General features: G+C 72.4%; 24 protein-coding genes. 7 read left to right on the forward strand and 17 right to left on the reverse strand.

Translation table 11 applies throughout. The annotated features are described in order from the left end of the window. Window positions 1-40: 40 nt before the first annotated feature. The 11 genes from ACOOHC_RS10315 to sodN all read right to left on the reverse strand — a co-directional run bounded on the left by ACOOHC_RS10315 (window position 41) and on the right by sodN (window position 9,249). Window positions 41-238, reverse strand: a complete 198-nt coding sequence (locus ACOOHC_RS10315) for a MoaD/ThiS family protein (protein WP_420450319.1) — start codon at window positions 236-238, stop codon at window positions 41-43. 85 nt (window positions 239-323) lie between these two features. Then, window positions 324-653 carry a hypothetical protein gene (locus ACOOHC_RS10320; protein ID WP_420450320.1) on the reverse strand — a complete coding sequence of 110 codons (330 nt, stop codon included), beginning with the start codon at window positions 651-653 and terminating at the stop codon, window positions 324-326. 8 nt (window positions 654-661) lie between these two features. Further along, window positions 662-892 (reverse strand): hypothetical protein, encoded by a 231-nt coding sequence (locus ACOOHC_RS10325; RefSeq protein ID WP_420450321.1) that lies wholly within the window; start codon window positions 890-892, stop codon window positions 662-664. Window positions 893-906: 14 nt separating this feature from the next. Continuing rightward, window positions 907-1,266, reverse strand: a complete 360-nt coding sequence (locus ACOOHC_RS10330; RefSeq protein WP_420450322.1) for a hypothetical protein — start codon at window positions 1,264-1,266, stop codon at window positions 907-909. Between the two features lie 23 nt (window positions 1,267-1,289). Beyond that, on the reverse strand, window positions 1,290-1,913 hold the full coding sequence (locus tag ACOOHC_RS10335) for an LON peptidase substrate-binding domain-containing protein (protein ID WP_420450323.1): 624 nt from the start codon (window positions 1,911-1,913) through the stop codon (window positions 1,290-1,292). Window positions 1,914-1,947: 34 nt separating this feature from the next. Further along, window positions 1,948-3,666 (reverse strand): D-alanyl-D-alanine carboxypeptidase/D-alanyl-D-alanine-endopeptidase, encoded by a 1,719-nt coding sequence (locus tag ACOOHC_RS10340; RefSeq protein ID WP_420450324.1) that lies wholly within the window; start codon window positions 3,664-3,666, stop codon window positions 1,948-1,950. Between the two features lie 23 nt (window positions 3,667-3,689). Continuing rightward, a complete protein-coding gene (locus ACOOHC_RS10345) occupies window positions 3,690-5,195 on the reverse strand; it encodes a D-alanyl-D-alanine carboxypeptidase/D-alanyl-D-alanine-endopeptidase (protein WP_420450325.1) in 1,506 nt (501 codons plus the stop codon). A gap of 44 nt (window positions 5,196-5,239) precedes the next feature. Beyond that, window positions 5,240-7,393, reverse strand: coding sequence for an acetate--CoA ligase family protein (locus tag ACOOHC_RS10350; RefSeq protein WP_420450326.1), 2,154 nt, complete (start codon window positions 7,391-7,393; stop codon window positions 5,240-5,242). 149 nt (window positions 7,394-7,542) lie between these two features. Then, window positions 7,543-8,022, reverse strand: a complete 480-nt coding sequence (locus ACOOHC_RS10355) for a PaaI family thioesterase (protein ID WP_420450327.1) — start codon at window positions 8,020-8,022, stop codon at window positions 7,543-7,545. After that, window positions 8,019-8,714: a TetR/AcrR family transcriptional regulator gene (locus ACOOHC_RS10360; RefSeq protein ID WP_420450328.1), complete on the reverse strand. Its 696-nt coding sequence runs from the start codon at window positions 8,712-8,714 to the stop codon at window positions 8,019-8,021. Before ACOOHC_RS10360 ends, ACOOHC_RS10355 begins: the two co-directional genes overlap by 4 nt. 112 nt (window positions 8,715-8,826) lie before the next feature. Continuing rightward, a complete protein-coding gene (gene sodN / locus ACOOHC_RS10365) occupies window positions 8,827-9,249 on the reverse strand; it encodes a superoxide dismutase, Ni (RefSeq protein WP_420450329.1) in 423 nt (140 codons plus the stop codon). 98 nt (window positions 9,250-9,347) lie between these two features. Between sodN and ACOOHC_RS10370 the strand changes: the two genes are divergently transcribed. From ACOOHC_RS10370 to tal, 4 genes are all read left to right on the forward strand, one after another. Beyond that, the gene (locus ACOOHC_RS10370; RefSeq protein WP_420450330.1) at window positions 9,348-9,698 is read left to right on the forward strand and encodes a S26 family signal peptidase; all 351 of its coding nucleotides are present in this window, start codon (window positions 9,348-9,350) and stop codon (window positions 9,696-9,698) included. A 95-nt stretch (window positions 9,699-9,793) separates the two neighbouring features. Then, the gene (locus ACOOHC_RS10375; protein WP_420450331.1) at window positions 9,794-10,210 is read left to right on the forward strand and encodes a hypothetical protein; all 417 of its coding nucleotides are present in this window, start codon (window positions 9,794-9,796) and stop codon (window positions 10,208-10,210) included. A gap of 43 nt (window positions 10,211-10,253) precedes the next feature. Then, a complete protein-coding gene (gene tkt, locus ACOOHC_RS10380) occupies window positions 10,254-12,236 on the forward strand; it encodes a transketolase (RefSeq protein ID WP_420450332.1) in 1,983 nt (660 codons plus the stop codon). Next, window positions 12,233-13,342 (forward strand): transaldolase, encoded by a 1,110-nt coding sequence (tal, locus tag ACOOHC_RS10385; protein WP_420450333.1) that lies wholly within the window; start codon window positions 12,233-12,235, stop codon window positions 13,340-13,342. The genes tkt and tal overlap by 4 nt, the downstream gene beginning before the upstream one ends. 222 nt (window positions 13,343-13,564) lie before the next feature. On the opposite strand, the gene ACOOHC_RS10390 is transcribed toward tal, so the two are convergent. Then, on the reverse strand, window positions 13,565-14,581 hold the full coding sequence (locus ACOOHC_RS10390; protein ID WP_420450334.1) for a fatty acid desaturase family protein: 1,017 nt from the start codon (window positions 14,579-14,581) through the stop codon (window positions 13,565-13,567). Between the two features lie 40 nt (window positions 14,582-14,621). On the opposite strand from ACOOHC_RS10390, the gene ACOOHC_RS10395 reads away from it, so the two are divergent. Continuing rightward, entirely contained in the window at window positions 14,622-15,461 is an 840-nt protein-coding gene (locus tag ACOOHC_RS10395) for a PaaX domain-containing protein, C- domain protein (RefSeq protein ID WP_420450335.1), read from the forward strand. A 49-nt stretch (window positions 15,462-15,510) separates the two neighbouring features. Here the strand turns inward: ACOOHC_RS10395 and ACOOHC_RS10400 are convergent, their stop codons facing one another. Next, complete coding sequence (locus ACOOHC_RS10400) at window positions 15,511-17,196, reverse strand: molybdopterin-dependent oxidoreductase (protein ID WP_420450336.1); 1,686 nt, start codon at window positions 17,194-17,196, stop codon at window positions 15,511-15,513. Here ACOOHC_RS10400 and ACOOHC_RS10405 point away from each other — a divergent pair. Next, window positions 17,195-18,217, forward strand: a complete 1,023-nt coding sequence (locus ACOOHC_RS10405; RefSeq protein ID WP_420450337.1) for a TIGR00730 family Rossman fold protein — start codon at window positions 17,195-17,197, stop codon at window positions 18,215-18,217. The two genes, ACOOHC_RS10400 and ACOOHC_RS10405, sit on opposite strands and share 2 nt — an antisense overlap. A 105-nt stretch (window positions 18,218-18,322) precedes the next feature. On the opposite strand, the gene ACOOHC_RS10410 is transcribed toward ACOOHC_RS10405, so the two are convergent. From ACOOHC_RS10410 to ACOOHC_RS10420, 3 genes are all read right to left on the reverse strand, one after another. Further along, a complete protein-coding gene (locus ACOOHC_RS10410) occupies window positions 18,323-18,955 on the reverse strand; it encodes a hypothetical protein (protein ID WP_420450338.1) in 633 nt (210 codons plus the stop codon). Window positions 18,956-19,096: 141 nt separating this feature from the next. After that, complete coding sequence (locus tag ACOOHC_RS10415; protein WP_420450339.1) at window positions 19,097-19,288, reverse strand: hypothetical protein; 192 nt, start codon at window positions 19,286-19,288, stop codon at window positions 19,097-19,099. After that, window positions 19,285-20,463: a (Fe-S)-binding protein gene (locus ACOOHC_RS10420; protein ID WP_420450340.1), complete on the reverse strand. Its 1,179-nt coding sequence runs from the start codon at window positions 20,461-20,463 to the stop codon at window positions 19,285-19,287. The genes ACOOHC_RS10415 and ACOOHC_RS10420 overlap by 4 nt, the downstream gene beginning before the upstream one ends. 40 nt (window positions 20,464-20,503) lie before the next feature. On the opposite strand from ACOOHC_RS10420, the gene ACOOHC_RS10425 reads away from it, so the two are divergent. Then, entirely contained in the window at window positions 20,504-21,307 is an 804-nt protein-coding gene (locus ACOOHC_RS10425; protein ID WP_420450341.1) for an Fpg/Nei family DNA glycosylase, read from the forward strand. A 71-nt stretch (window positions 21,308-21,378) separates the two neighbouring features. Here ACOOHC_RS10425 and ACOOHC_RS10430 read toward each other — a convergent pair whose 3' ends face one another. Continuing rightward, on the reverse strand, window positions 21,379-21,744 hold the full coding sequence (locus ACOOHC_RS10430) for an SET domain-containing protein-lysine N-methyltransferase (RefSeq protein WP_420450342.1): 366 nt from the start codon (window positions 21,742-21,744) through the stop codon (window positions 21,379-21,381). Window positions 21,745-21,772: the final 28 nt, after the last annotated feature.

Raw genomic sequence — 21,772 nt, forward strand, 5'->3', positions numbered from 1 at the left:
CGCGGCAGGATCGGCACTTGGAACCGGAGGTGGCCATCGCTCAGCTCCCCCCGGAGATGACGGGGCGGATCTCGACGACGTCGTCGTCGGCCAGTCGTGCGTCGCCGGGGACGAGGGTGCCGTTGCAGATCACCAGGTGCGACTCGCGCACGAGCTCGAGGTCGTCGAGCAGGTGGTTCACCGTCCGGTCGCCACGCACGTCGATCTCACGGCGCGGGTTGCGCATCTTCACCAGCATCGTCGGCACAGGCTAGGCCCCGCGACGCCCGCTCGTCGGCGGCGGGCGGCCCGGCGCCTCGCAGCGCCACGCAGGGAGCTGGCGACTAGGACTTGACGACGACCTCGGCGTCCGGGCGGGCGGCGCTGACCTCACGCCGGGCGGCTGCGATCATCGAATCACGGGTGATCCCACGTCGGCGCTTGCCGCGCGACGACAGGGGCACGACGTTGATCACGTTGACGAAGGCGTCGGAGCGGACCTTCCAGGTTCCCAGCGGCTCGGGCTGCTTGCCGAAGAACCTCTTGATCGTGCTCTTGCCGAAGACCCACGCCGCGACGACCTTCCAGAACACGCTGGGGCCGAGCAGGCCGCGCTGGATGGCGCGGCGCCGGATGACCCGGGCCGGGCGGAGGTAGCGGGGGACGAGTGCCACGGGCGGGATCAGACCCGTCGGATCTCGACGATGGCGCTCTTCTTCTTGCCCGCGCGCTTGCCGAGCAGGAACATCGCGATCGCGAGCACGACGACCACCCCGCCGACCACGGAGGCGATCGTCGTCTTGCGGTCCTCCACCTCGCCCTGGATGTCGCTCTGCAGCGCTCGGAGCTTGGTTCGCAGATCGTCCTCGGAGACGTCCGGCTCGTCGCGCGCCGTGGAGTCGTTCTTGGCCATCGTGGTGCTCCCGCTCAGTTCGGTTCGTTGTTCAGGGTGGACTTCTTGATGCGCGTCAGCGTGACGGCGAGCAGCGCCACGGTGATCACGAGGACGATGGCGTAGGGGGCCCACGACAGCGAGCCGCGGGCGAGGCGATCGAGCTCGGTCTGCACGAGGCGCAGGAGCCCGAGGAGGATCATCATCAGGCCGAGCCCCATCGCGACCGCGGCCGCCGCCCCGAACGCGATCCAGCGACCGGCGCCGCGCAGCGGACCCACGGTCTCCTGCTTCGCGTACAGCTTGACGTACTCGAGCACCTCCCCGAAGGAGGTGTCCTCACGTCGGTCCCGCAGGGGACGCGTCTCGCCGATGGGACGGGTTCGATCTGCCACGCCCAGCGTTCTATCAGGCTTTCTCAGGAGAGCCGGAACTTCAGCATCGCTTCGACGTCGTCGAGCACCTCGTCGAGGACGTCGAGGCGCTCGCGTGGCCCGGCGGCGCGCAGCAGCCGGTAGCGGTCCGCCGGGCCGATGGGCGCCAGCGCCGCCAGGTGGTACGTCGCGACGAGGGGGTCGTCGGAGATCTCGCTCTCGGCGAGGTCGACGTGGACGTCCCCGAGCTCGGCCGCGAGCGCGAGCGCCGCGCGCACCCTCCCGTGGGTCGCGGCCACGTCGACGGCCAGTCCGTCGGGGTCGGGATCCACCTCGGGGAGGTCGTCGACGTCGGCGAGCGGGTACGGGTCGTCGGGCAGCCACGCGTTGACCCGGAGCCGGCGCGTCCCCACGGCGACGAGCGCGTAGCGCGACTCGTCGAGCGCCTCGACCTGCACCATCTGCGCGACCGTCCCGACCATCGCCCGCTCGTCGCCGCCACCGGCCTCGTGGCCGTGGGTGATCAGGATCTGCCCGAACTCGGGGGTCCCGTCCGCGGCGAGGCAGTCGATCACCATCCTCCGGTAGCGGTCCTCGAACACGTGCAGGGGCAGCACCCCTCCCGGGAGGAGCACGGTGCCGAGCGGGAACATCGCCATCACGGCCATCGCCTGGACCGTAGGCGCGCCGGGCGTCGCAGGCTCAGCGGGGCCCGAGCGTCGTGCGATCCGGACCGCCCGGGTGGGTGGCGAACCGCTCCCCGATCGCGATCCACAGCGGTCGGTAGACCTCGGGATCGGAGATGTCGGCGCCGTTCGCGATCAGCACGAACTCGATCGTCGCGGCGGAGGTTCCCTCCGGTGGGTCGACGTAGCCGGCGAGCGCCTTCACGGCGGGCGGGTCCGCCTCCACGGGCTCGTTCGCGAGGGTGCCCGTCTTCGCCCGCAGCCGACCGGTCACCTGCGAGCCCTCGAACTCGTCGGTGAGGGTGCCGCTGCGACCGGCGACGGGGAGGGCCTCGTCGATCGGGCCGCCCTCGGCGAGCCGCACGACCTCGAGCACCGCCGCGCACGTGACGCGGTTCAAGCTGCTCAGCCCGGAGCCGTCGCGCGCGCTGACCCCCTCCATCGGGACCCCGAGGCCGTTGAGCGCGGCCACCATCGCGTCGAGACCCGCCGCACGGGTGCCCTCGCCGCTCGTCGCCACCCCCATCTCCTTGAGCAGCATCTCCGCGGTGTTGTTGTCGCTCGTCAGCAGCATCGACGAGACCACGTCGACGAGCGGCGCCGAGTCGACCGTCGCGATCACCTCGGTCGCCGGCGCCGCGTCGTCGGAGATCGACTCCCTGGTGGGGCCGCCGTCGACCGTGACGCCACGGTCCTCCAGCAGCCGCGTCAGCTCGCGGGCGGCGGCGACGTTCGGGTCCTCCTGGCGCTCGGATCGACCCAGGACCAGCGCGTCGTTGACCAGGAGGGCGTCGTAGGGCCCGGCGTCGACCGAGGCCACGCCCTCGCCCCACTCGTCGATCGAGAACTCGTCGTCGTAGCGCGACCCGTCGCCGACCACCGATCCCCGGACCCGGGTCACCCCCGCCGCGACCAGGGCGTCCGCCAGGGAGTCGAACGAGGTCGGGTTCGCGACGTCGAGGCGCGGGTCGTCGCGCGGGTAGTCGTCGCTGGTGAGGAGGGGATCGCCGCCGCCCACGATGACGACGTCGCCTTCGACCACGCCGTCGACCACGGGCGCCGCGCGCACGGAGGTGGTGAAGGTGCTCTCCTCGCCGAGCACCTCCAGGGCCGCGAGCGCGACGAGCAGCTTCTGGTTGCTCGCCGGGATCACCGGAAGGGTCGCGTTGGTCGAGGTGACGGGAACCCCGTCGAGCGACACCGCGGCGCAGGATCGGTCGTCGACGAAGGTGAGGACCGGGTCGACGGCGACCGCCAGCGCGCCGATGTCGGCGGCCGTCGCGACCACGTCGGGGCTGCGGCGGAAGTCGAGCAGCCCGGTCGCCAGCCGGCCGGCCGGTGCCGACCGGACCTCGGCCGGCGCGTCGGCCGCCCCGCCACGCACCACGCGCTCGCCGTCGACGGAGAGGTCGCCGTCGAGTCGAGCCTCGAGCAGCTCGGTCGCCGACCGGTCGGACCCGAGTGCGTCGGCTCGGGTGTCGGACCACCGGTGCAGGACCAGCAGCCCGATCGCGGGGACGAGCGCGATCAGCGCCAGCGCGACGAGCGGGGAACGTGGGTACCGGATCGGCTCCGCGACCAGCTCGACGTCGTCACCCCACCCGGACCGCAGGCGTGCGGCCGCGGGACCGCCGTCGCTCGCGCCGCCGTCGCCCGAACCGCCGCCGGCGCTGGTGTCGCCGCCGACGTCGGGCTGCGCGACCGCGTCGTCGCTGCGCTCGTGGTCGCCGGTCATGTCGGCCCCATCATGGCGCGCCGTCACCTCGGTCCGAGCTCGGCCGGGGTCGGTCCGGAGGGATATCCCGCGAGGAGCTCGACGAAGGCGTCCCACACCGGCCGGTACTCGCTCTGGTCGGAGATCGTCGGGCCGTTGAGCACCAGCGCGAACTCGATCGCTCCCCCACCCTCGACGGGGAGGTAGCCGGCGAGCGCCTTGACCGCCGGCGGGTCCTGGTTGAACGGGGGGTTGTTCAGCGTCCCGGTCTTGGCCCGCAAGCGGCCGGCGACCGGACCGTCGCCGAACACGTCGCTCAGGGTCCCGGTCTCGCCGGCCACGGGCAGCCCGACACCGATCGGGCCGTCCACGTCGGCGCGCACGAGCAGCTCGAGGAGGGCATCGCACGTGAGTCGGCCGTCGAGGGCGAGCCCCGACCCGTCGGCCAGCACGACCTCGGTGGTGTCGATCCCCCAGCGGTCGAGCTGCTCGCTCATCGCCGCGAGGCCGACCGTGCGGGACGAGGTCGCCGCCGCCTCGGGGTCGGTCGCCACGGCGATCTCCTTCACCAGCATCTCCGCCGTGTTGTTGTCGCTGTTGGTGAGCATCTCGGCGACCACGTCGGTCAGCGGAGCCGAGTCGATCGACGCGATCTCCACGGCGGGGAGCTCGGCACCGACGACCGAGCCCGGCTCTCCGACCACCTCGACCCCGCGCTCGCGCAGCAGCCGGGTGAACTCGCGCGCCGCGCCGACGACCGGGTCGTCGGCCTTCGTCGCCTCCCCGAGGACCCGCGAGTCGTTCGCCATCAGGGCGTCGTAGGGGCCGGCCTCGAGCCCCGCCACCCCGGTCCCCCACCCCGGCGCGAAGTACTCGTCGTCGTAGCGTGCGCCGTCACCCAGCACCGAGCCCTCGATCCGCTCGACGCCGGCGGCCACCACGGAGTCGGCGAGGTCGTCGAACGAGGTCGCGTCCGTGACGGGCCGGGTCTCGATGTCGGAGACGGGGTACCACGCCGAGGTCAGCAGCGGGTCGCCACCTCCGACGAGCACGAGGTCGCCCGCGAGGGCTCCCCCCGACGGAGCGGCGGCCGCCAGCGCGGTGGTGCGCAAGGTGCGCTCCGCCCCGAGCACCTCGAGCGCGACCGCCGCGACGACGAGCTTCTGCGTGCTCGCCGGGAGAACGGCCGCGTCGGCGCCGCGCCCGCCGATCGGCACGCCGTCGACGGAGATCGACGCGCAGCTGCGGTCGTTGAGCGACGAGAGGAACCCGACGGCCTGCTCGGTGAAGCGCTCGACGTTGAGGTCGCGGGAGATCGCGCCGGGCAGGCGCCGCAGCGACGCGACGGGCTCGACGAGCGGGTCGGGCGGCGGTGGCGGGTCGACGACGGGGATCGGCACGGGCGCCACGTCGCCGGGTGCTCGGTCGTCGGCCCAGGCGGAGAGGGAGCGCAACCCGATCGCCGGGACCGCCGCGACGAGTGCGAGGACGAGGACCGGACCCACCCCGAGGCGCTTCGGGCGTGGCGAGCGGGCGGCGAGCGCGCCCATCGCCCCGGACGAGCGGCTGCCGCGCCGGTGGTCGCCTCCACGGCTCACGTGGCGTGGGCCCGGCGGTGCCGGACGTGGCGCAGGAGGTGCCCGAGCGCTGCCACCGCCCGCTCGCCGCTGGGGTAGCACAGGCGCCCCGAGGCGCGGACCGCCGCCGGCCCGGCGTTGTCCGGGTCGGTGACCGCGAGCTCGGTGGCGGTCAGGATCGGCTTGCCGGTGCGATCGCTGAGCTCGGCGGCGGCCTGGGCGAAGCGGGCGTCCTGGCGCTCGTGGTACTCGACGATCCGCTCGAGCCCGTGATCGGGGTAGAAGCGGCCGCGCCGCATCATCCGCGCCTGGTTCGACTGGATCCCGAGCCCGAGGTACACGATCGAGTGGACCTCGTCGTGGGTGGCGACGAGCTCCATCACCTTCGGGATGGTGTCCCGGGTCTCACCGCCGGCACAGTCGATCGGGTTGTTCCGGCTCCACCGCGGGGGGAGCTCGTCGTCGATCGCGGCGAGCAGGTCGTCGGGGAGGTCGAGCAGCACGAGGTCGCGGTCGCGGGTGATCGCGTCGGCGGTGACCACCCCCCAGCCGCCGACGGTGGTGAGCACCGCCACGTTCGGGCCGGCCGGGAGAGGCTGGGTCGCGAAGGTCGCCGCCGCCTCGAAGGCGGATTCGATGCTGTCGGCGCGGGTGATGCCCGCTGCCCGGCACTCGCCGTCGAAGACCTTGTCATCGGCGGCGAGGGCACCGGTGTGGCTCGCCGCGGCCTGGGCGCCCCCGGCGGTCGCTCCGCCCTTCACGACGACGAGGGGCTTGCGGGCCGCCGCGGCCGCGAGGCGGTCCATCAGCCCGCGCCCGTCGGTCACCCCCTCGAGGTAGGCGAGGCCGACCGAGGTCGCCTCGTCGTCGGCGTAGAAGTCGAGGTAGTCGGCGACGCCGACAGCGGCCGCGTTGCCGGCCGAGACGGCCCGGCTGATGCCGACGCCGCTCGCGGAGGCGTGGTTGAGGAAGCTCGACACGAAGTTGCCGGACTGGCTCGCGACGCCGATCGACCCGGCCGGCGGGTAGGGAGCGACGATCTGGAGGCACATGTCGACCGGGGTGCTCACGACCCCCTGGCCGTTCGGTCCGGCGAGCAGGATCCCCAGCTCGTCCGCGAGCTCGACGAGTTCGCGCTGCGCCCGCCGTCCCTCCTCCCCCGCCTCGCCGTAGCCGGCCGAGGTGAGGAAGGCGGCCGAGATCCCCTTGCGTGCGCACGCCCGCAGCAGGTCGGGGTTGGTCGCGGCCGGGGTGCACACGAACACGAGGTCGATCTCGCCGTCGGGGAGGGAGTCGACGTCGGCGACCGTGTCGATCCCGAGGACGCTCTCCTCCTTCAGGTTGGTCCCGAAGACGCGCCCGGAATACCCGTTCGACAAGAGGTTGTGCAGCGACACGAAGCCGAACTTGCCCGGGTGGGTCGACGCGCCGCTGACCACGACTCCTCGCGGCTCGAAGAGCGCGCGGAACCGCTCGTCGTCGGGACGGGGACGCAGCGCCGCCGGGCCGTCCGCCGGCTCGCCGGTCTCGACGAGCCCGTCGACCGCGACGAGGGTGCCGCTCGGCTCGACGATGAGGGGGTTGATGTCGACGCTGCGCACGTCGGCCCGCTCGGTCGCGAGGCGCCCCAGCCCCACGAGCAGGGAGGCGAGCTGGTCGCGGTCCACGGCCGACTCGCCGCGGAACTCGCCGAGCAGGATCCGGGTGGCGAGGCCGTCGATCATGTCGGCGGCGTCCGCCTCGGTGAGCGGCGCCGGGCGGAACACGACGTCGGCGACGGCCTCCGCGAGGATCCCGCCCACGCCGAGCATCACGGTGGCACCGAACTGGTGGTCGTGGAGGACCCCGGCGATCAGCTCGCGGTTGCCGCGCACCATCGGGGCGATCAGCACGTCGACGTCGCCGTCGTCGGGTCGGGCGGCCGCGAGCAGCTCGCGCGCTGCCTCGGTCACCGCCGTGCGATCCGCCAGGCCGAGCTTGACCAGGCCCCGCTCGGTCTTGTGCGCGATGGCGTCGCCGTTCAGCTTCGCGACCACCGGGTACCCGAGCTCGTCGGCGGCGGCGGCGGCTGCGTCGGGCGACGTCACGACGCGCTCGGCGGCGATCGGCACCCCGTACTCGGCGAGGAGCGCCTTCGACGCGCGTTCGGACAGGGTCACGGGAGCCGACATCGCGCAGCAGCGTAGTTTCGCCACCTCGGTCCGGCGGCGATCCGCCGGCGCGTCGGCACCGGTTCGAGGCCTCGGCGGGGCCGCGTCGGGGGCGAGGCGCGCGGCGCCGAGTCCGGGCGAGCGAGGGGTCGGCGCGACGGCGTGGGCCGTCAGGACGCAGGTGCGGAGACGGCGTAGGTCAGCACGCTCTTCGCCAGCAGCTTCCCCGTCGTCCCGCCGAAGGCCTCCGCCTCGCAGAACACGGTCCGGCGGCCGCGTCGAACGACCCACCCCTCGGCGACCACGTCCTCGGCGCCCTCGCCGGCGACGACGCCGCGGAGGAACTGGACGTGCATGTCGACCGTCGAGTAGTTGACGCCCTGCGCGAGCTGGGCGCCCACCGCCGGGACGACGACGTGGTCGAGCAGCGACGCCATCGCCCCCCCGTGGAGGAGACCGGCCGCCTGCAGCAGCTCGGTCCGGAAGGGGAGCCGCATCCGGCAGTAGTCGGCGCGCACCTCCTCGACGCGCACGCCGAGCAGCATCGGGAAGGTGGTCTCGCCGGATGCGCCGAACCCCTCCCACCGGGCGTTCGTCTCGCTGTCGAGCAGCGCGAAGCGCTCCGCTCGCCCGGGGTCGAAGTCGCTCACGACGAGATCTCGAGCGCGGCGCGGAACAGCTCGATGACGTGGTCGCGGCGGCGGGCCAGCGCGGCCGGTGCCATCGGGTCCTCGTCGAGCAGCCCCCCGAGGAACGGGGTGTCGGAGAAGTAGCTGAGCAGCGCGCCGTAGCCGGTGAGCACGATCTGCGCCGCGTCCTGGTCACGGAACACGCCGGCGGCCATCTCGCGCTCGAAGTACGCGACCGCCTCGTCGAAGATCGGGCGCAACACGGCGGCGAGGTCCATCGCGAGGTGGCTCCCGCCGTCGATCGCCTCGCGACGCATGAGGGTGACGTAGGCGGGGTTGTCCGCGAAGAACCCGAACCCGGCGTCGAGCACCTGCTCGACCTTCTCGAGTCCGCTCGACGGGGCGGTGATCGATGCTTCGAGGCGGGAGAACCAGTCGGCGAGCAACCGCTCGAAGACCTCCTCGTACAACGCCTCCTTCGAGGCGAAGTGGTGCAGCAGGCTCGGTCGGCGGATCCCCACCTCGGCGGCGATGTCGTTCAGCGAGGTGGCGCTGTAGCCGCCGTGCGCGAAGCAGTCCCGCGCCGCGACCAGGATCTGGTCCCGCGTCGACGCCCGACCGTCGGCGACGGCCAGCGCGGACCGCACCATCCGTGCGGTCGGATCCCCGGCGTCCCCCGGCGGGCCGTCGGAGTGCTCGCCGGGCGCTGTCATCGGAGCCTCACGCTACCGGTCGTCGTGCGCGCCACCGGCGCGACGATGCCCGGGGCCAAGGCGGCCCCGGGCATCGGTTCGGTGTCGTGTCACGTCGCCGTGCGACGACGGCTCAGCTGGGAGGGTAGACGCCCATGTCCTTCGCCTTGTCCGTCTTCCAGAAGATCTCGGCGATCTGGTCGATGTAGGTCACGAGCTGCTCGCCGACGGCGGGATCCATCGACTTCTTGGCCTCCCCCGCCTGGTGGGTCGCCTTCCAGAACAACTCGTGCAGCTCCGGGAACTCCTCGAAGTGCTGGGGGGCGAAGAAGTCGGCCCACAGCACCATCAGGTGGTGCTTGGTCTCCTCGGCGCGCTGCTCCTTGATGATGATGCAGCGGGCGCGGAACTCCTGGTCGTCGGAGTCGGCGTACTTCTTCGCCGTCTTGACCACGGACAGGGCCTCGATCTTCGCCTGTGCCGGGTCGTACACGCCGCAGTACAGGTCGCAGTGGGCGTGGGCGACGGTCGCGGAAGCGAACAGGTGTGAGAGCATGGAGGTCTCCTTCGATGGCGGTTGTGCGAACCGCGCGACCGTTCCCGTGCCGCGCCGCCGCGAAACCTCGCTCCGACGGTCGCCGTAGGCTGGCGGCCGTGTCGCGCGTGGGCCGCTCCCTGCTGCGTCGCCTGCGCTCCGGCCGGGTCGGCATCCGGCGCTTCCTGGTCGCCGACCGCTCGATGGAACCGACCCTCGTGGCCGGCCAGGGTCTCGTCGCGGTGCGCTCCCGGCGGGCCCGCGTCGGTCAGATCCGCTGCGTCGAGGACCCGCGGCGCCCGGGCTTCTGGCTCGTCAAGCGGGTCGAGTCGGTCGACGTCACCTCGACGACGATGCGCGTCCGCTCGGACAACGACGAGGTGGCGTCCGTCGACTCGCGCCGCTTCGGCGAGGTCCCGGTGGCGGGGTCGTACCGGGTGGTCGTCGCGATCCCGATCCGCTGGATGTGAGCCGGTCCGCCGGATGCGAGCCGGGCCCAGGCGCCCGCGGTGGACCGGCCGTGGCCCGGCGGGTGGGGTGGAGCGAGTGGCTACCCTCCACCGCCATGCAGATCGTCGCCGCCGTCTTCGTCGAGAACTTCGAGATGCGACAGGCCCCCGGCCCGTCGACGCGCATCGACATGACCGGGATCATGTTCTCCCAGGCCGCCCCGTCGCCGGTGCCGTTGACGCTCGATCCGCACCTCGTCGCGCTGATCTTCTGCCCCGAGGGCGCATCGGGGTCCGGGGTGTTCGAGGTCGTGTTCCGCCGTGGCCTCGACGAGGGGTCCGAGCAGGTCGCGCGCAACGTCAGCCCGTTCACCGTCGAGCCCGGCAAGTTCACCTACCGGTTGGTGAAGGGCGAGCTCGACTTCGACGACTACGGCCAGGTGTTCGCCCACTGCCGGGTCGACGGGGATCCGTGGCACGTCGTCCCGTTCACCCTGCTCCCGCCGGTCGCGGGCGAGGCGGGCGCCACCTGACGGTCCGTGGTTCGCGGCTCGCGGACGCGGGTACGGTCCGCGCGTGACGTTGACCCGAGAACAGGACAGCCAGGCCGTCGATCTCATCCGGGGGATGGCGATGGACGCCCCCCTCGCGGCGAGCAGCGGCCACCAGGGGACCGCGATGGCCCTCGCTCCCCTCGCGCACGTGCTCTACAGCCGGGTGATGAAGTACGACCCGGCCGATCCCGCGTGGCCCGACCGGGACCGATTCATGCTGTCGAACGGGCACGCCTCGATCCTGCAGTACTCGATGCTGTTCCTCTCCGGGTACGGCCTCGAGCTCTCCGACCTGGAGGCGTTCCGCTCGTTCGAGTCGAAGACGCCCGGCCACCCCGAGGCGGGTCACACCGCGGGGGTCGAGGTCACCACCGGGCCGCTCGGCCAGGGCTTCGGCAACGCCGTCGGCATGGCGATCGCGGAGGCCGGCCTGCGGGCCCGCTTCGGCGCGGAGGCCATCGACCACCACACCTTCGTGATCGCCGGAGACGGCTGCATGATGGAGGGGATCAGCCACGAGGCGGCCGACCTCGCCGGACACCTCGGCCTCGGTCGGCTCGTCTGCGTCTTCGACGACAACCGGATCACGATCGACGGCTCGACCGATCTCGCGACCGGGATCGACATGGCCGCGCGCTTCCGGGCATACGACTGGGACGTCGTCGAGCTCGGCGACATCGGTGACGACCTCGACGCGCTGGAGGAGGCGCTGAACGCCGCCAAGGAGACCGACAAGCCGTCGTTCCTCGTGCTGCGCACCCACGTCGGGCGCCCCTCCCCCACCTGGGAGGACGACCACGAGGCGCACGGCAACCCGTTCACCGCGCAGGACGTCACCAGGACGAAGGAGGTGATGGGGATCCCGGACGAGTCGTTCTGGGCCCCCGACGAGCTCGTCGACGCCTACCGCACCCACTCCGCCGAGCGCGGCTTCGGCGCCCACGACGCCTGGAGCGAGGCGTCGTCGTCGGTGACGTCCACCCCGGAGTGGTCCGCGTCGTGGGAGGCGACCGGCCTCGACGGCTGGGACGAGGACCTGCCCAGCTACGACCAGGGTGAGGAGCTCGCGACCCGCAAGGCGATCCAGAGGGCGATCGACGCGACGTACGCCGACCTCCCGGGCCTGGTCAGCGGCTCCGCCGATCTCCAGGGGAGCAACGGGGTGTCGCTCGGCGAGTCGCATCCGTTCACCGCCTCGGCTCCGGACGGGCGGTACTTCCACTACGGCATCCGCGAGCACGCGATGGGCGCCGCGTCGGTCGGCATGGCCCAGCACGGAGGCGTCCTCCCCGTGGCCGCGACGTTCTTCGTGTTCTCCGACTACATGCGCCCGCCGATGCGCCTCGCCGCGCTGTCGAGGGCGAAGGTCTGCTTCGTGTTCACCCACGACTCCGTCGGCGTCGGCGAGGACGGACCCACCCACCAGCCGGTGGAGCAGCTCGCCGCCGTCCGTGCGATCCCCGAGCTGCACGTGGTGCGCCCGGCCGACGGCAACGAGACGATCCACGCCTGGGCCGACGTCGTCCGCCACGACGGCCCCTCCGTGCTCGTGCTGAGCCGCCAGGGCATCCCGGTCACGACCGACGGCTCGGCCGTCGCGCGCGGCGCGGGGATCGTGCGTGACGCGCAGGGCGATGCGCAGGTGGTGCTCGTCGGGACCGGCAGCGAGGTCTCGGTGTGCGTGGAGGCCGCGGAGCGACTGACGACGGACGGGATCGCCGCCCAGGTGGTGTCGATGCCGAGCATCGATCGCTTCGAGGAGCAGGACGATGCGTTCAAGCGCACGATCTTCCCCGACGGCGTCCCCGTGCTGTCCGTCGAGGCCGGCGTCACCTTCGGGTGGGGTCGCTACGCGGACGACTCGATCGGCATCGAGCGCTTCGGGGCGAGCGCACCGGGAGCGGAGGTGCTCGACCGACTCGGGATCAACCCCGACCACGTCGTCACCCACGCCCGAGATCTGATCGACGGAACCACCAGCGAGCACCCCTGGAGCACCTCATGAGCGACCGACTGCAGAACCTCTACGACGAGCAGGGTCAGAGCCCCTGGCTCGACAACCTCCGACGCGACTACCTCACCTCCGGTGAGCTGGTCGAGCTCCGTGACGGCGGGGTCCGGGGGCTCACCTCGAACCCGTCGATCTTCCAGAAGGCGATCTCGGGATCGGACGACTACGACGATCAGTTCCGGGAGATGTCCGGTGACGACCCCTCCACCGAGGACGTCTACTGGGCGATGGTGGTGCAGGACATCCACGGCGCCTGCGACGTGTTCTCGAAGGTGTACGACCACTCCGACGGGACGGACGGCTTCGTCAGCGTGGAGGTCGCTCCCGATCTCGCTCACGACTCGGCCGGGACCGAATCGGCCGCCCGCGAGCTCCACCAGCGCATCGATCGGCGCAACCTGATGGTCAAGATCCCCGGGACCGAGGCGGGCCTCGGCCCGATCGAGGCGATGATCGCCGAGGGTCGCAACGTCAACGTGACCTTGATCTTCAGCCTGCCCCGCTACGAGCAGGTGATCGAGGCGTACATCGCCGGCATCGAGAAGTTCGCCGGCGATCCCGACGCCGAGCTGTCGTCGGTGGCGAGCGTGGCGAGCTTCTTCATCAGTCGCGTCGACGTCGAGGTCGACGCGCGCCTCGAGGAGATCGGCACCGACGACGCGCTCGCGCTGCGCGGGAAGGCCGCCGTCGCCCAGGGCAAGCTCGCGTACGACCTGTTCCGGCAGAAGTTCTCGGGGGAGCGCTGGGATCCCCTCGCCGAGCGCGGCGCCCGGGTCCAGCGCCCGCTGTGGGCGTCGACGTCGACGAAGAACGACGACTACCCCGACACGCTCTACGTCGACGAGCTCATCGGCCCCGACACGGTCAACACCCTCCCCGACTCGACCATCGAGGCGTTCGTCGACCACGGGACGGTCGAGCGGACCGTCGACCGCGGCGTCGACGAGGCACGTGCGGTGTGGTCGCAGCTCGCCGAGGTCGGCGTCGACATGGACGACGTCGCCGCCCAGCTCGAGCGCGAGGGCGTCGAGAGCTTCGCCGAGGCGTTCGACGAGCTGATCGAGACGCTCGCCGGCAAAGCCGCCGAGATGCGCGACTGAGAGCCGGGCGACGAGGTGGACGAGCCCACCGCCGGGTCGCTCGGCTAGGAATGGTCCATGGGACTCCTCTCGTCGTTCGCCAAGGTCACCCTGCTCAAGAAGCTGTGGGACGCGTTCTCGAACCGCTCGGGCTCGCGCCGACGCTGACGGCCCGACGCGCCTCCGGATCCCTCTCCCCGTCGCATCGCAGATGGGGTCGGATCGCGGGTGCGACGCGAGGGGTCAGACGCTGAGCGTGCTCGACCGTCCGCTCCCCGCTCCCGGTGCGTCGGGCAGCTCCGCGTGGCCCGACGACGCAGCCCGCCAGAACGACGGGTAGTCGGGGTGGACGATGTCGGGGACGACCCAGCCGGACTCGACGAGCTCGGCGTGCAGCCGCGGCAGGTTGCGCCACGGCACCCCCATGTCGACGTGGTGCGCCAGGTGGTACCCCGTGTTGTAGGGCACCATGAACGAGCGCGCCAGCGGGGATTGCTCGACGACGTGGGTGGTCAGGCGCCGGTCCTTCGAGCGGACCATGCCGCCGTGCTCGGCGATCGATCGGAGGCGGTTCGACACCCGCCACAGCGTCGACCACGAGAGCACCCACACCACGTACGTGAGCGGACGCATCACCACGATCGAGGCGCCGAGCAGGACGACGTGGACTGCGAGGATCTGACGCGCCTCGCGCGCGCCGGAGCGGACCGCTCGGTACAGGCCAAGGAAGTTCTTGTAGGCGCTGATGCCGATTGCGTCGCGGGTGAGCTTGCGCCGCCAAGAGTCGGGCGGGACCGGGTAGCCGGAGTAGAGCGCGAGGTCGGGTTCCTCGGGACCCAGCTCGTCGCGGTGGTGCGCGAAGTGCGAACGACGGTAGGCGAGCATCGCCTGGAAGCTGGGGTAGGCGAGGAGCCAGCGCCCCACGAGATCGTTGGCCCGACGGTCGGAGAACAGCAGCCGGTGCGCCGCTTCGTGACCGAGGATGTTCAGCCGGGCGTGCCCGGCGCCCATCAGCACGAACGCCACGAGGTACGCCCACCAGGTGTGGAGCACACCCGCCAGCGCGACGACGCCGAAGGTGAGCAGCAGCGCCCACGCCACCGTCGCGACGTTGCGCACGTCCGCGATCCGGCGCAGCTCGGGGCGCCACGCCCGCGTCGCCATCCCTCGGGAGTTGAGCCGATCGGTGGGAAGGACGTCGGGCAGGTCGTCGGCGGTGGGGACGAGGGTGCGAGCCGTGGGAGCCGTCGCGGCGGTCATGCCCTGATGTTACACTTCTCGTCCATCATGAACAACGATCATGTCATGTGTCGACGTCGGGTGCCCGTGCGACGTGGGTGACGCGCTCGATCGTCCGGTGCGCCCGACCTCGTCGGACGACCCGCTCCCCGAGCTGGGGATCGAACCGCTCGGCGCCCGCTCGGTCGTGCTCTCCGCCCTCCTCGGGAGCCACCCTCCGGTCCTGCCCGTCCGTGCGCTCGTCGCGCTCGCCGAGCTGTTCGGCATCCGTTCGGGCACGACGCGCACCTCGCTGTCGAGGATGGTGGCCGCCGGTGAACTGGTCGGCGACGACGGGCGCTACTCGCTCGCCGGCCGCCTCCTCGACCGCCAGCGCGAGCAGGACGCGGGGCGGGTCAGCCCGACGCGATCCTGGGACGGGGCCTGGATCACCGCCGTCGCCGAAGGTGACCGACGCCCGGTGGCCGAGCGGCGTGCGTTCCGCGACGCGATGCACGCCGCGCGCCTGGCCGAGCTGCGACCGGACATCTGGATGCGCCCCGCCAACCTCGCTCCCCCCGACCAGCGGGGCGTGCTCGTGACCGTCGGCCCGCTCACCGGGATCCGCGGGCCCGCCCTGGTCGCACGCCTGTGGCCGCTCGACGACCTGGAGCGCCACGCCGTGGCGATCGCCGCCGCGCTGCGACGCCAGCGACGGGCGATCGACGCAGGCGACGTCGACACGCTGCCGGCGACGTTCACGGCGGCGGCGGCCGCCGTGCGGTTCCTGCGCTCCGAACCGCAACTGCCCGACGCGCTCGCCCCGCCGAGCTGGACTCCGCCGACGTTGCGTCCGCTCTACGACGAGTTCGACGCCGCCTTCGGCCGCCAGCTCCGGGCCTTCTTCTCCTCCGTCGGCTGAGTCGTCCCCGGCCGCCGCTCGCCACCCGCCGGCGCCGCGACCGACCGGGTCAGCTCGTCTCGATCCGGATCCGGTGGTACCCCTGCGCACCGTCGGGTGCGACCGCCTTCGGCTGCTCGGGCTGGGGCTGCCCGTCGCCGTCGAGGGCACGCACCTCCACCACGTGCTCGCCCGGTGCCACGCTCGAGGTGTCCCACCGCAGGACCCACTGGCGCCACGTGTCCCGCGACGGGACGTCTCCGAGCTCCGCTTCGATCCACTCCCCGCCGTCGATGCGTACCTGGACCGCCGAGATCCCCACGTGGACCGCCCACGCCACCCCGCCGACGGGGACGACACCCGATCGCGACGCGCCCGTGCGGGGGGTGTCGATGCGGGCCATCGTCTTGACCGGCCCGGTCTTGGACCACCCGCGCGGGACCCAGTACGCGTCGAAGTCCTCCCAGCGGGTCAGCTCGATCTCGGACACCCACTTCGTCGCCGACACGTATCCGTACAGGCCGGGGACGACGATGCGCACCGGGTAGCCGTGCTCGGCCGGGAGCGGTTCGCCGTTCATCGCGTACGCGAGCATCGCGTCGCGGCCGTCCATGATGACCTCGGTCGGTGAGCCGGCCGTCCACCCGTCGACGGAGCGCGACACGACCTGGGTGGCGCCGTCGCGGATCCCGGCGCTGCGCAGCACGTCCGCGAACGACACCCCCTGCCAGACCGCGTTGCCGACGAGGTCGCCGCCGACCGGGTTGGACACGCACGAGAGCGTCGCCTGGCGCTCCATCTGCGGCAGAGCGAGGAGGTCGTCGAAGGTGTAGGTCCGCGGCCGGTCGACCATCCCGCCGATCGTCAGCGACCACTCGTCGCGCGACACCTGCGGGACGACGAGCGCGGTGTCGATGCGGTAGAAGTCGCCCGTCGGGACGACGAAGGGCGTGATCCCGTCGACGTCGAGCGAGGATCCCTCGGCGGCGCCGGTCGCCGATGGCTCGACCACGTCGGGCAGCACGAGTGTGGATCGCTCGTCGTCGATCTCGAACCGACGTCGCAGGATCCGTCCGACGACGGCCGACACGACGGCCGACGAGCCGATCCCCGCCGCACCGGTCAGGAACCGCCGGCGATCGGGAGCCGAGGCGGGGGCCGGCACCGAGATCGCTCCCCCGCCTCCGGCGCCGCACGCCGCCCGGGCGATCGGGGCGAGCCACCGGAGCACCAGCAGCGACACCACCGTGCCGATCGTCGTGGGGAGCAGCTTGGCGAGCGACGGCTCCGGTCTCACGAGCACCGCCCACGCGCCGACGAAGCCGATGGCTCCGGTGAGCGCGACCGCGGCGCCCATCGCCGAGCGCACGGCGAGCATCCCGACCACGGACCCCAGCCCGAGGATCACCACCAGCGCTCCGGCGACGAGGGCGAGCTTGTCGCCGGTGCCGAACACCTGGATCGCCCAGTCCTTCAACCACGCCGGGGTGATGTCGATGAACTCCTGGCCGACGGGCACCAGCGGCGAGGCCGAGCCCCGGACCAGCGCGACGACGAGCTCGGCGACGCCGAGTCCCCCGCCGGTGGCGACGAGACCGAGCAGCACGCCGGCCCAGCGGGTCCGCCGGCGCACCCCGTCCGCGGAGGCCTCGGTGCGCGGGTCCCGACCGACCGGCTCGTCGACGTCCGGGGGCGTCGCACCGGGTGCGTCGTCGACCACCTCGTCGCCCGGTGCCTCGTAGAGTCCCCTCTGCATGTCCTCCGGTGTACACGACCCCATCGACCCCGCCGCCCGTTCGGTGGTCGAGCAGCTCGGAGTTTCCCGGAATGTTCGGCTGGCGGAGTCGCTCGTCTCCGAGGCGATCGGGCTCGTGTCCGACGCCCCCGACACCCTCGACCTCAAGATCGCCGCCGCGGCGCTCGCCGAGATGCGTGCCGCGTACCGCGTGTTCGCGCCCTACAAGGACGAGTCCAAGGTGTCGATCTTCGGCTCGGCGCGCACCACCTCCGACGATCCGCTCTACGCCCAGGCCCGCGACCTGGCGTCCATCCTGGCGGCGCGGGGCTGGATGACCGTCACCGGCGCCGGCCCGGGGATCATGCAGGCCGGGATGGAGGGCGCAGGTGTCGCCCGCTCGATCGGGGTGTCGATCCGGCTGCCGTTCGAGAGCGGGGCGAACTCGATCATCGCGGGCGACGACAAGCACGTCGCGATGAAGTACTTCTTCACCCGCAAGCTGATGCTGATCAAGGAGTCCCAGGCGTTCGTCTGCCTCCCCGGCGGCTTCGGGACCCTCGACGAGATGTTCGAGCTGCTCACCCTGGTGCAGACGGGCAAGAGCCTGCCGGTCCCGATCGTCCTGCTGGACTCGCCGGGTGACCCGTTCTGGGAGCGCGTCGACGAGCTGGTGCGCGAGCAGCTCGCGGCGCGGGGCCTGGTGTCGCCCGGCGACACCGAGATGTACACGATCACCGACTCCTGCGAGGTGGCGTGCGAGGTGATCGAGCGCTTCTACTCCAACTACCACTCGATCCGCGTCGTCGGCGACCGGTTGGTGGTGCGGATGCGTCGAGGGCCCTCCGACGGTCGGCTCGAGGAGCTGAACGAGACGTTCTCGGGGCTGTGCTCCCGAGGGGCGATCGAGCGGATCGAGGCGACGCGCGTGGAACGGCGCGACGACGACCACGTCGAGCTCGACCGGATCGCGTTCGAGTTCACCAAGCGCGGCTACGTCGAGCTGCTCGCGCTGATCCGGGCGCTCAACGCCGACGGCTGACGCGCCGGTCCGGTCCGAACGTCGCCGCCCGGGCGCGCCGCCTCCCGGTCGTGGACACGACCGGGAGGCAGCGGGGGTCCGATCGGCGTGGCCGACCGGTGGGGGTCAGTTGTCGATGCCGCCGCAGAGCACGGGAGCGGTCAGCTCCAGCGGGGCCCCGGGGACGATCGACGACTCCTGCGAGGCGAACGGGTCGCCGGCCACGATGGCGTACTCGCCGTTGCCGTCGAAGTCGATGCCGTGGACCACGACCTGGGCGGTCCCGGCGATGTCGCCGAGGGTGGTCGACGCGTCGGTGGCGAGCGGGGTGTCCGCCGGGAACTTGGCGTTGTAGGAGATCGAACCGCCAGCGTCGGCCACCTGGGTCGGGAGCGGGAGCTGGATGGCTCCGTAGGCGGGCAGCCCGTCGGCCACCGTCACCACGTCGCCGGGGGTGCCGGCGGGGCAGTCGCTCGGGGCGCTGCCGAGCACGTCGTGGAGGTGCATCAGGTGGGGCAGGTTCGGGGCGAGACCCGTGGCCGTGACCTTGACCTTGACGTCGCCGTTGGGCAGGACCGTGATCGTGGTGCTCCCCGAGGCCTGCGAGTTCGGGATGCTCGGGTCCTGGACGGGATCGAGCGAGTAGGTGTACTTGTCGACCTTGTCGTTCTTCACCTGGTCGTGAGCAGCCAGGGCGGTGCCGCCGAGGCCGATGGCGGCGACGAGCGCCGTCGTGGTGGAGATCATGAGCTTCTTCATCGGTGGGATCCTTCCGCGCCGGGGTCGTTCCCCGGCGCGTGGGGTTCGGGCCGCGACCGCGATCGGATCACGGATCCGTCGAGACGAGCGATCGAGACCGCGACGATCACCGTGCGTGACTCGTCGGCCGCGATGGCGGGATCAGGCGTCCACGTCGTCGAGCAGGTGCGCCGCCTTCTCGATCGCTCGACGCGCCTGCATCAACCGCTTGTCGCCACGGGGTCGCTCGACCTCTCCGTGTGCCGACGCCTCGCGGAGTCGGTCGAGGGCGATCTCGTCGAGCTCCTCGGCGAGCGAGCGGAGTCGCTCGGCCAGGTGCGCGACGTCGATCACGAGCGCTGGGCGAGCCCGAGCGACTCCGCGACCACGTCGACCGGGTGGGCGACCCCCAGGCCTCGCTGCGCCGCTCCTCGCGCGAGGTGCATCGCGCACCCCGGGTTGGCGCTGGCGATCACGGTCGGCGCCGCCCGCAGCAGGGCGCGGTCGATCGCTTCGAACTTGCGCTCGCGGATGTCACCGGCCATCGCCGGCTGCAGCGCCGAGTACGCGCCACCCGCCCCGCAGCACAGCCCGTCGTCGTCGAGCTCGACGACGTCCGCGACGTGGCCGAGCAGCGTGCGCACCGAGCTCTCGACGCGCTGGACGTGGCGCAGGTGGCAGGGATCCTGGACGAGCACGACCGGCCGCGGCCCGCCGGGCTCGGGGAGGTCGTCGACCCGCGCGGCCAGCCACTCGTCGACGTCGACGACGCGACGGGCGAAGCGCCGGGCCTCCTGCGTCCCGACGAGGTCGCCGTACTCCTTGAGCACGGCGCCGCAGCCGGCGGAGTCGACCAGCACCGGGGCGTCACCGGGCATCGCTTCGATGACTCGCCGGGCGTGCTCGACGGTGCGATCGTGCAGCCCGGCGTGGAGGTGCAGCGCGCCGCAGCACGACGCGCCTGCGCCCGGCACCCGGTACGTCGCGCCGACCGCGCCGACCAGCGCGGCCGCCGATCGGTGGGTGCCGCGCTGCCACGCGTCCATCACGCACCCGGTGAACAGCCAGACGTCGTCACCGGTCGAGGTGAGCGCGGGCGGGCGCCGCACCGGGAGCTCGCCGAGGCCGAGGCGCCTCGGCACCAGCCGCGCCCGCTGCGCGATCGCCAGCGCGGACGAGCCCGCCAGCAGCAGGCGGTGGTGGCCGAGAGCGCGCAGCGCGAGCCGTTGCCACCACGGTGTCGAGCGCCCGGTGGAAGCCAGCTCGGCGCGCGTCGCCTCCATCAGCGAACCGAACTCGACGTTGCTCGGGCACGCGGGCTCGCAGCCCCTGCACTGCACGCAGGTCTCCATGAACTCGACGAACTCGTCGTCCATCTCGAGCCCGTCGTCCACCACGCCCCGCATGGCGTCGATGCGCCCGCGCGGCGAGTACGCCTCCTCCCCGGTGACCCGGAACGTCGGGCAGTGCGGCAGGCACAGGCCGCACGACACGCAGGCCGACAGCTTCTCGGTGTCCAGCTCGAGCACGGGGCGAACTCTAGGTGCCCGAGCGGTACGGTCGACGGCCGTGCCCGAGGGACACACCATCCACCGCATCGCCCGCGACCACTCGAAGCTGCTCGTCGGGCGCGAGGTGGCCGTGTCGAGCCCGCAGGGCCGCTTCGCCGCCGATGCCGAGCGCGTCGACGGTCACGTCCTCGAACGGATCGAGGCCTACGGAAAGCACCTCTTCTACCACTGGGACTCGCGCGAGATCGGCCACGTCCACCTCGGGCTGTTCGGGAAGTACCGCATCTCGCGCAGCGGGGACGACGGCCTGCCCGAGCCGCGCGGGCAGGTCCGCATGCGCCTCGCGACCGACGACGTGGCGATCGACCTGGCCGGACCGACGGCGTGCACGATCGATCCTCCGGGGGTGCGTCGGGGGATCATCGCCCGCCTCGGACCCGACCCCCTGCGTCGGCGGTCGAAGCCGGACGCGATGATCGAGAGGGTCTCACGCAGCCGGCGTGGCGTCGGCGACCTGCTGATGGACCAGTCGGTCGTGGCGGGGGTCGGCAACGTGTACCGAGCCGAGTCGCTGTTCGTGTGCGGGATCCACCCGCTGCGGACGGGGACCGACTGCGACCCCGCCGAGCTCGAGGCGCTGTGGGCGACGATCTCGGGGATGCTGCGCCAGGGGGTGAAGGACGGCCGAATCGTCACCGTCGGGCGCGACGAGTCGGGGGTCGCGCGCAACCGGCGGATCCCTCGCTCGGAGGCGACCTACGTCTACAAGCGCGAACGGTGCCTGCGCTGCGGCTCGGAGATCGTGCGCCTCGACATCGCGAACCGCACCTCGTACCACTGCCCGCTGTGCCAACCGCGCTGAGCGGCGCGGCCGTGATCCCCGACGCCCGGCGCCGGCGCACCGCACGAGCGGCCGATCGGGCGGGGGCCCGTTCACTCCAGGACGTCGAACCAGACCCCGTCGGTCGCCGTGCCCATGTAGTTGATGTAGATCTCGTCGCCGACGCGGATCTCGCGCGTCGCGGTGATCACCAGCTCGTCACCGGTCTCGAGCGTCGTGGCGTTCGGGTCGTAGCTGTGGTTGTAGAGCGAGCCGTAGCCGAGGGCGAGCGCGGTGCGGCCGTCCGCCCACCCGAAGACGTACCCCTCGGCTCCCGACTCGAGAGCGTCGCCGCGATCCGGCTCGGCGACGAGCATCGGGCACCGCTCGATCTCCTCGCCCTCCTCGAACGAGCGGGTCGCGAACACCCCGCGCCCCGCCCCCGTCGGGGATTCCTCGACCTTCAGTCCCTCCGGCACCATCCCACAGTCAAGCAGGGGCGGCGCC

This window comes from Ilumatobacter sp., from assembly GCF_965215205.1.
Classification (GTDB): Bacteria; Actinomycetota; Acidimicrobiia; order Acidimicrobiales; family Ilumatobacteraceae; genus Ilumatobacter_A.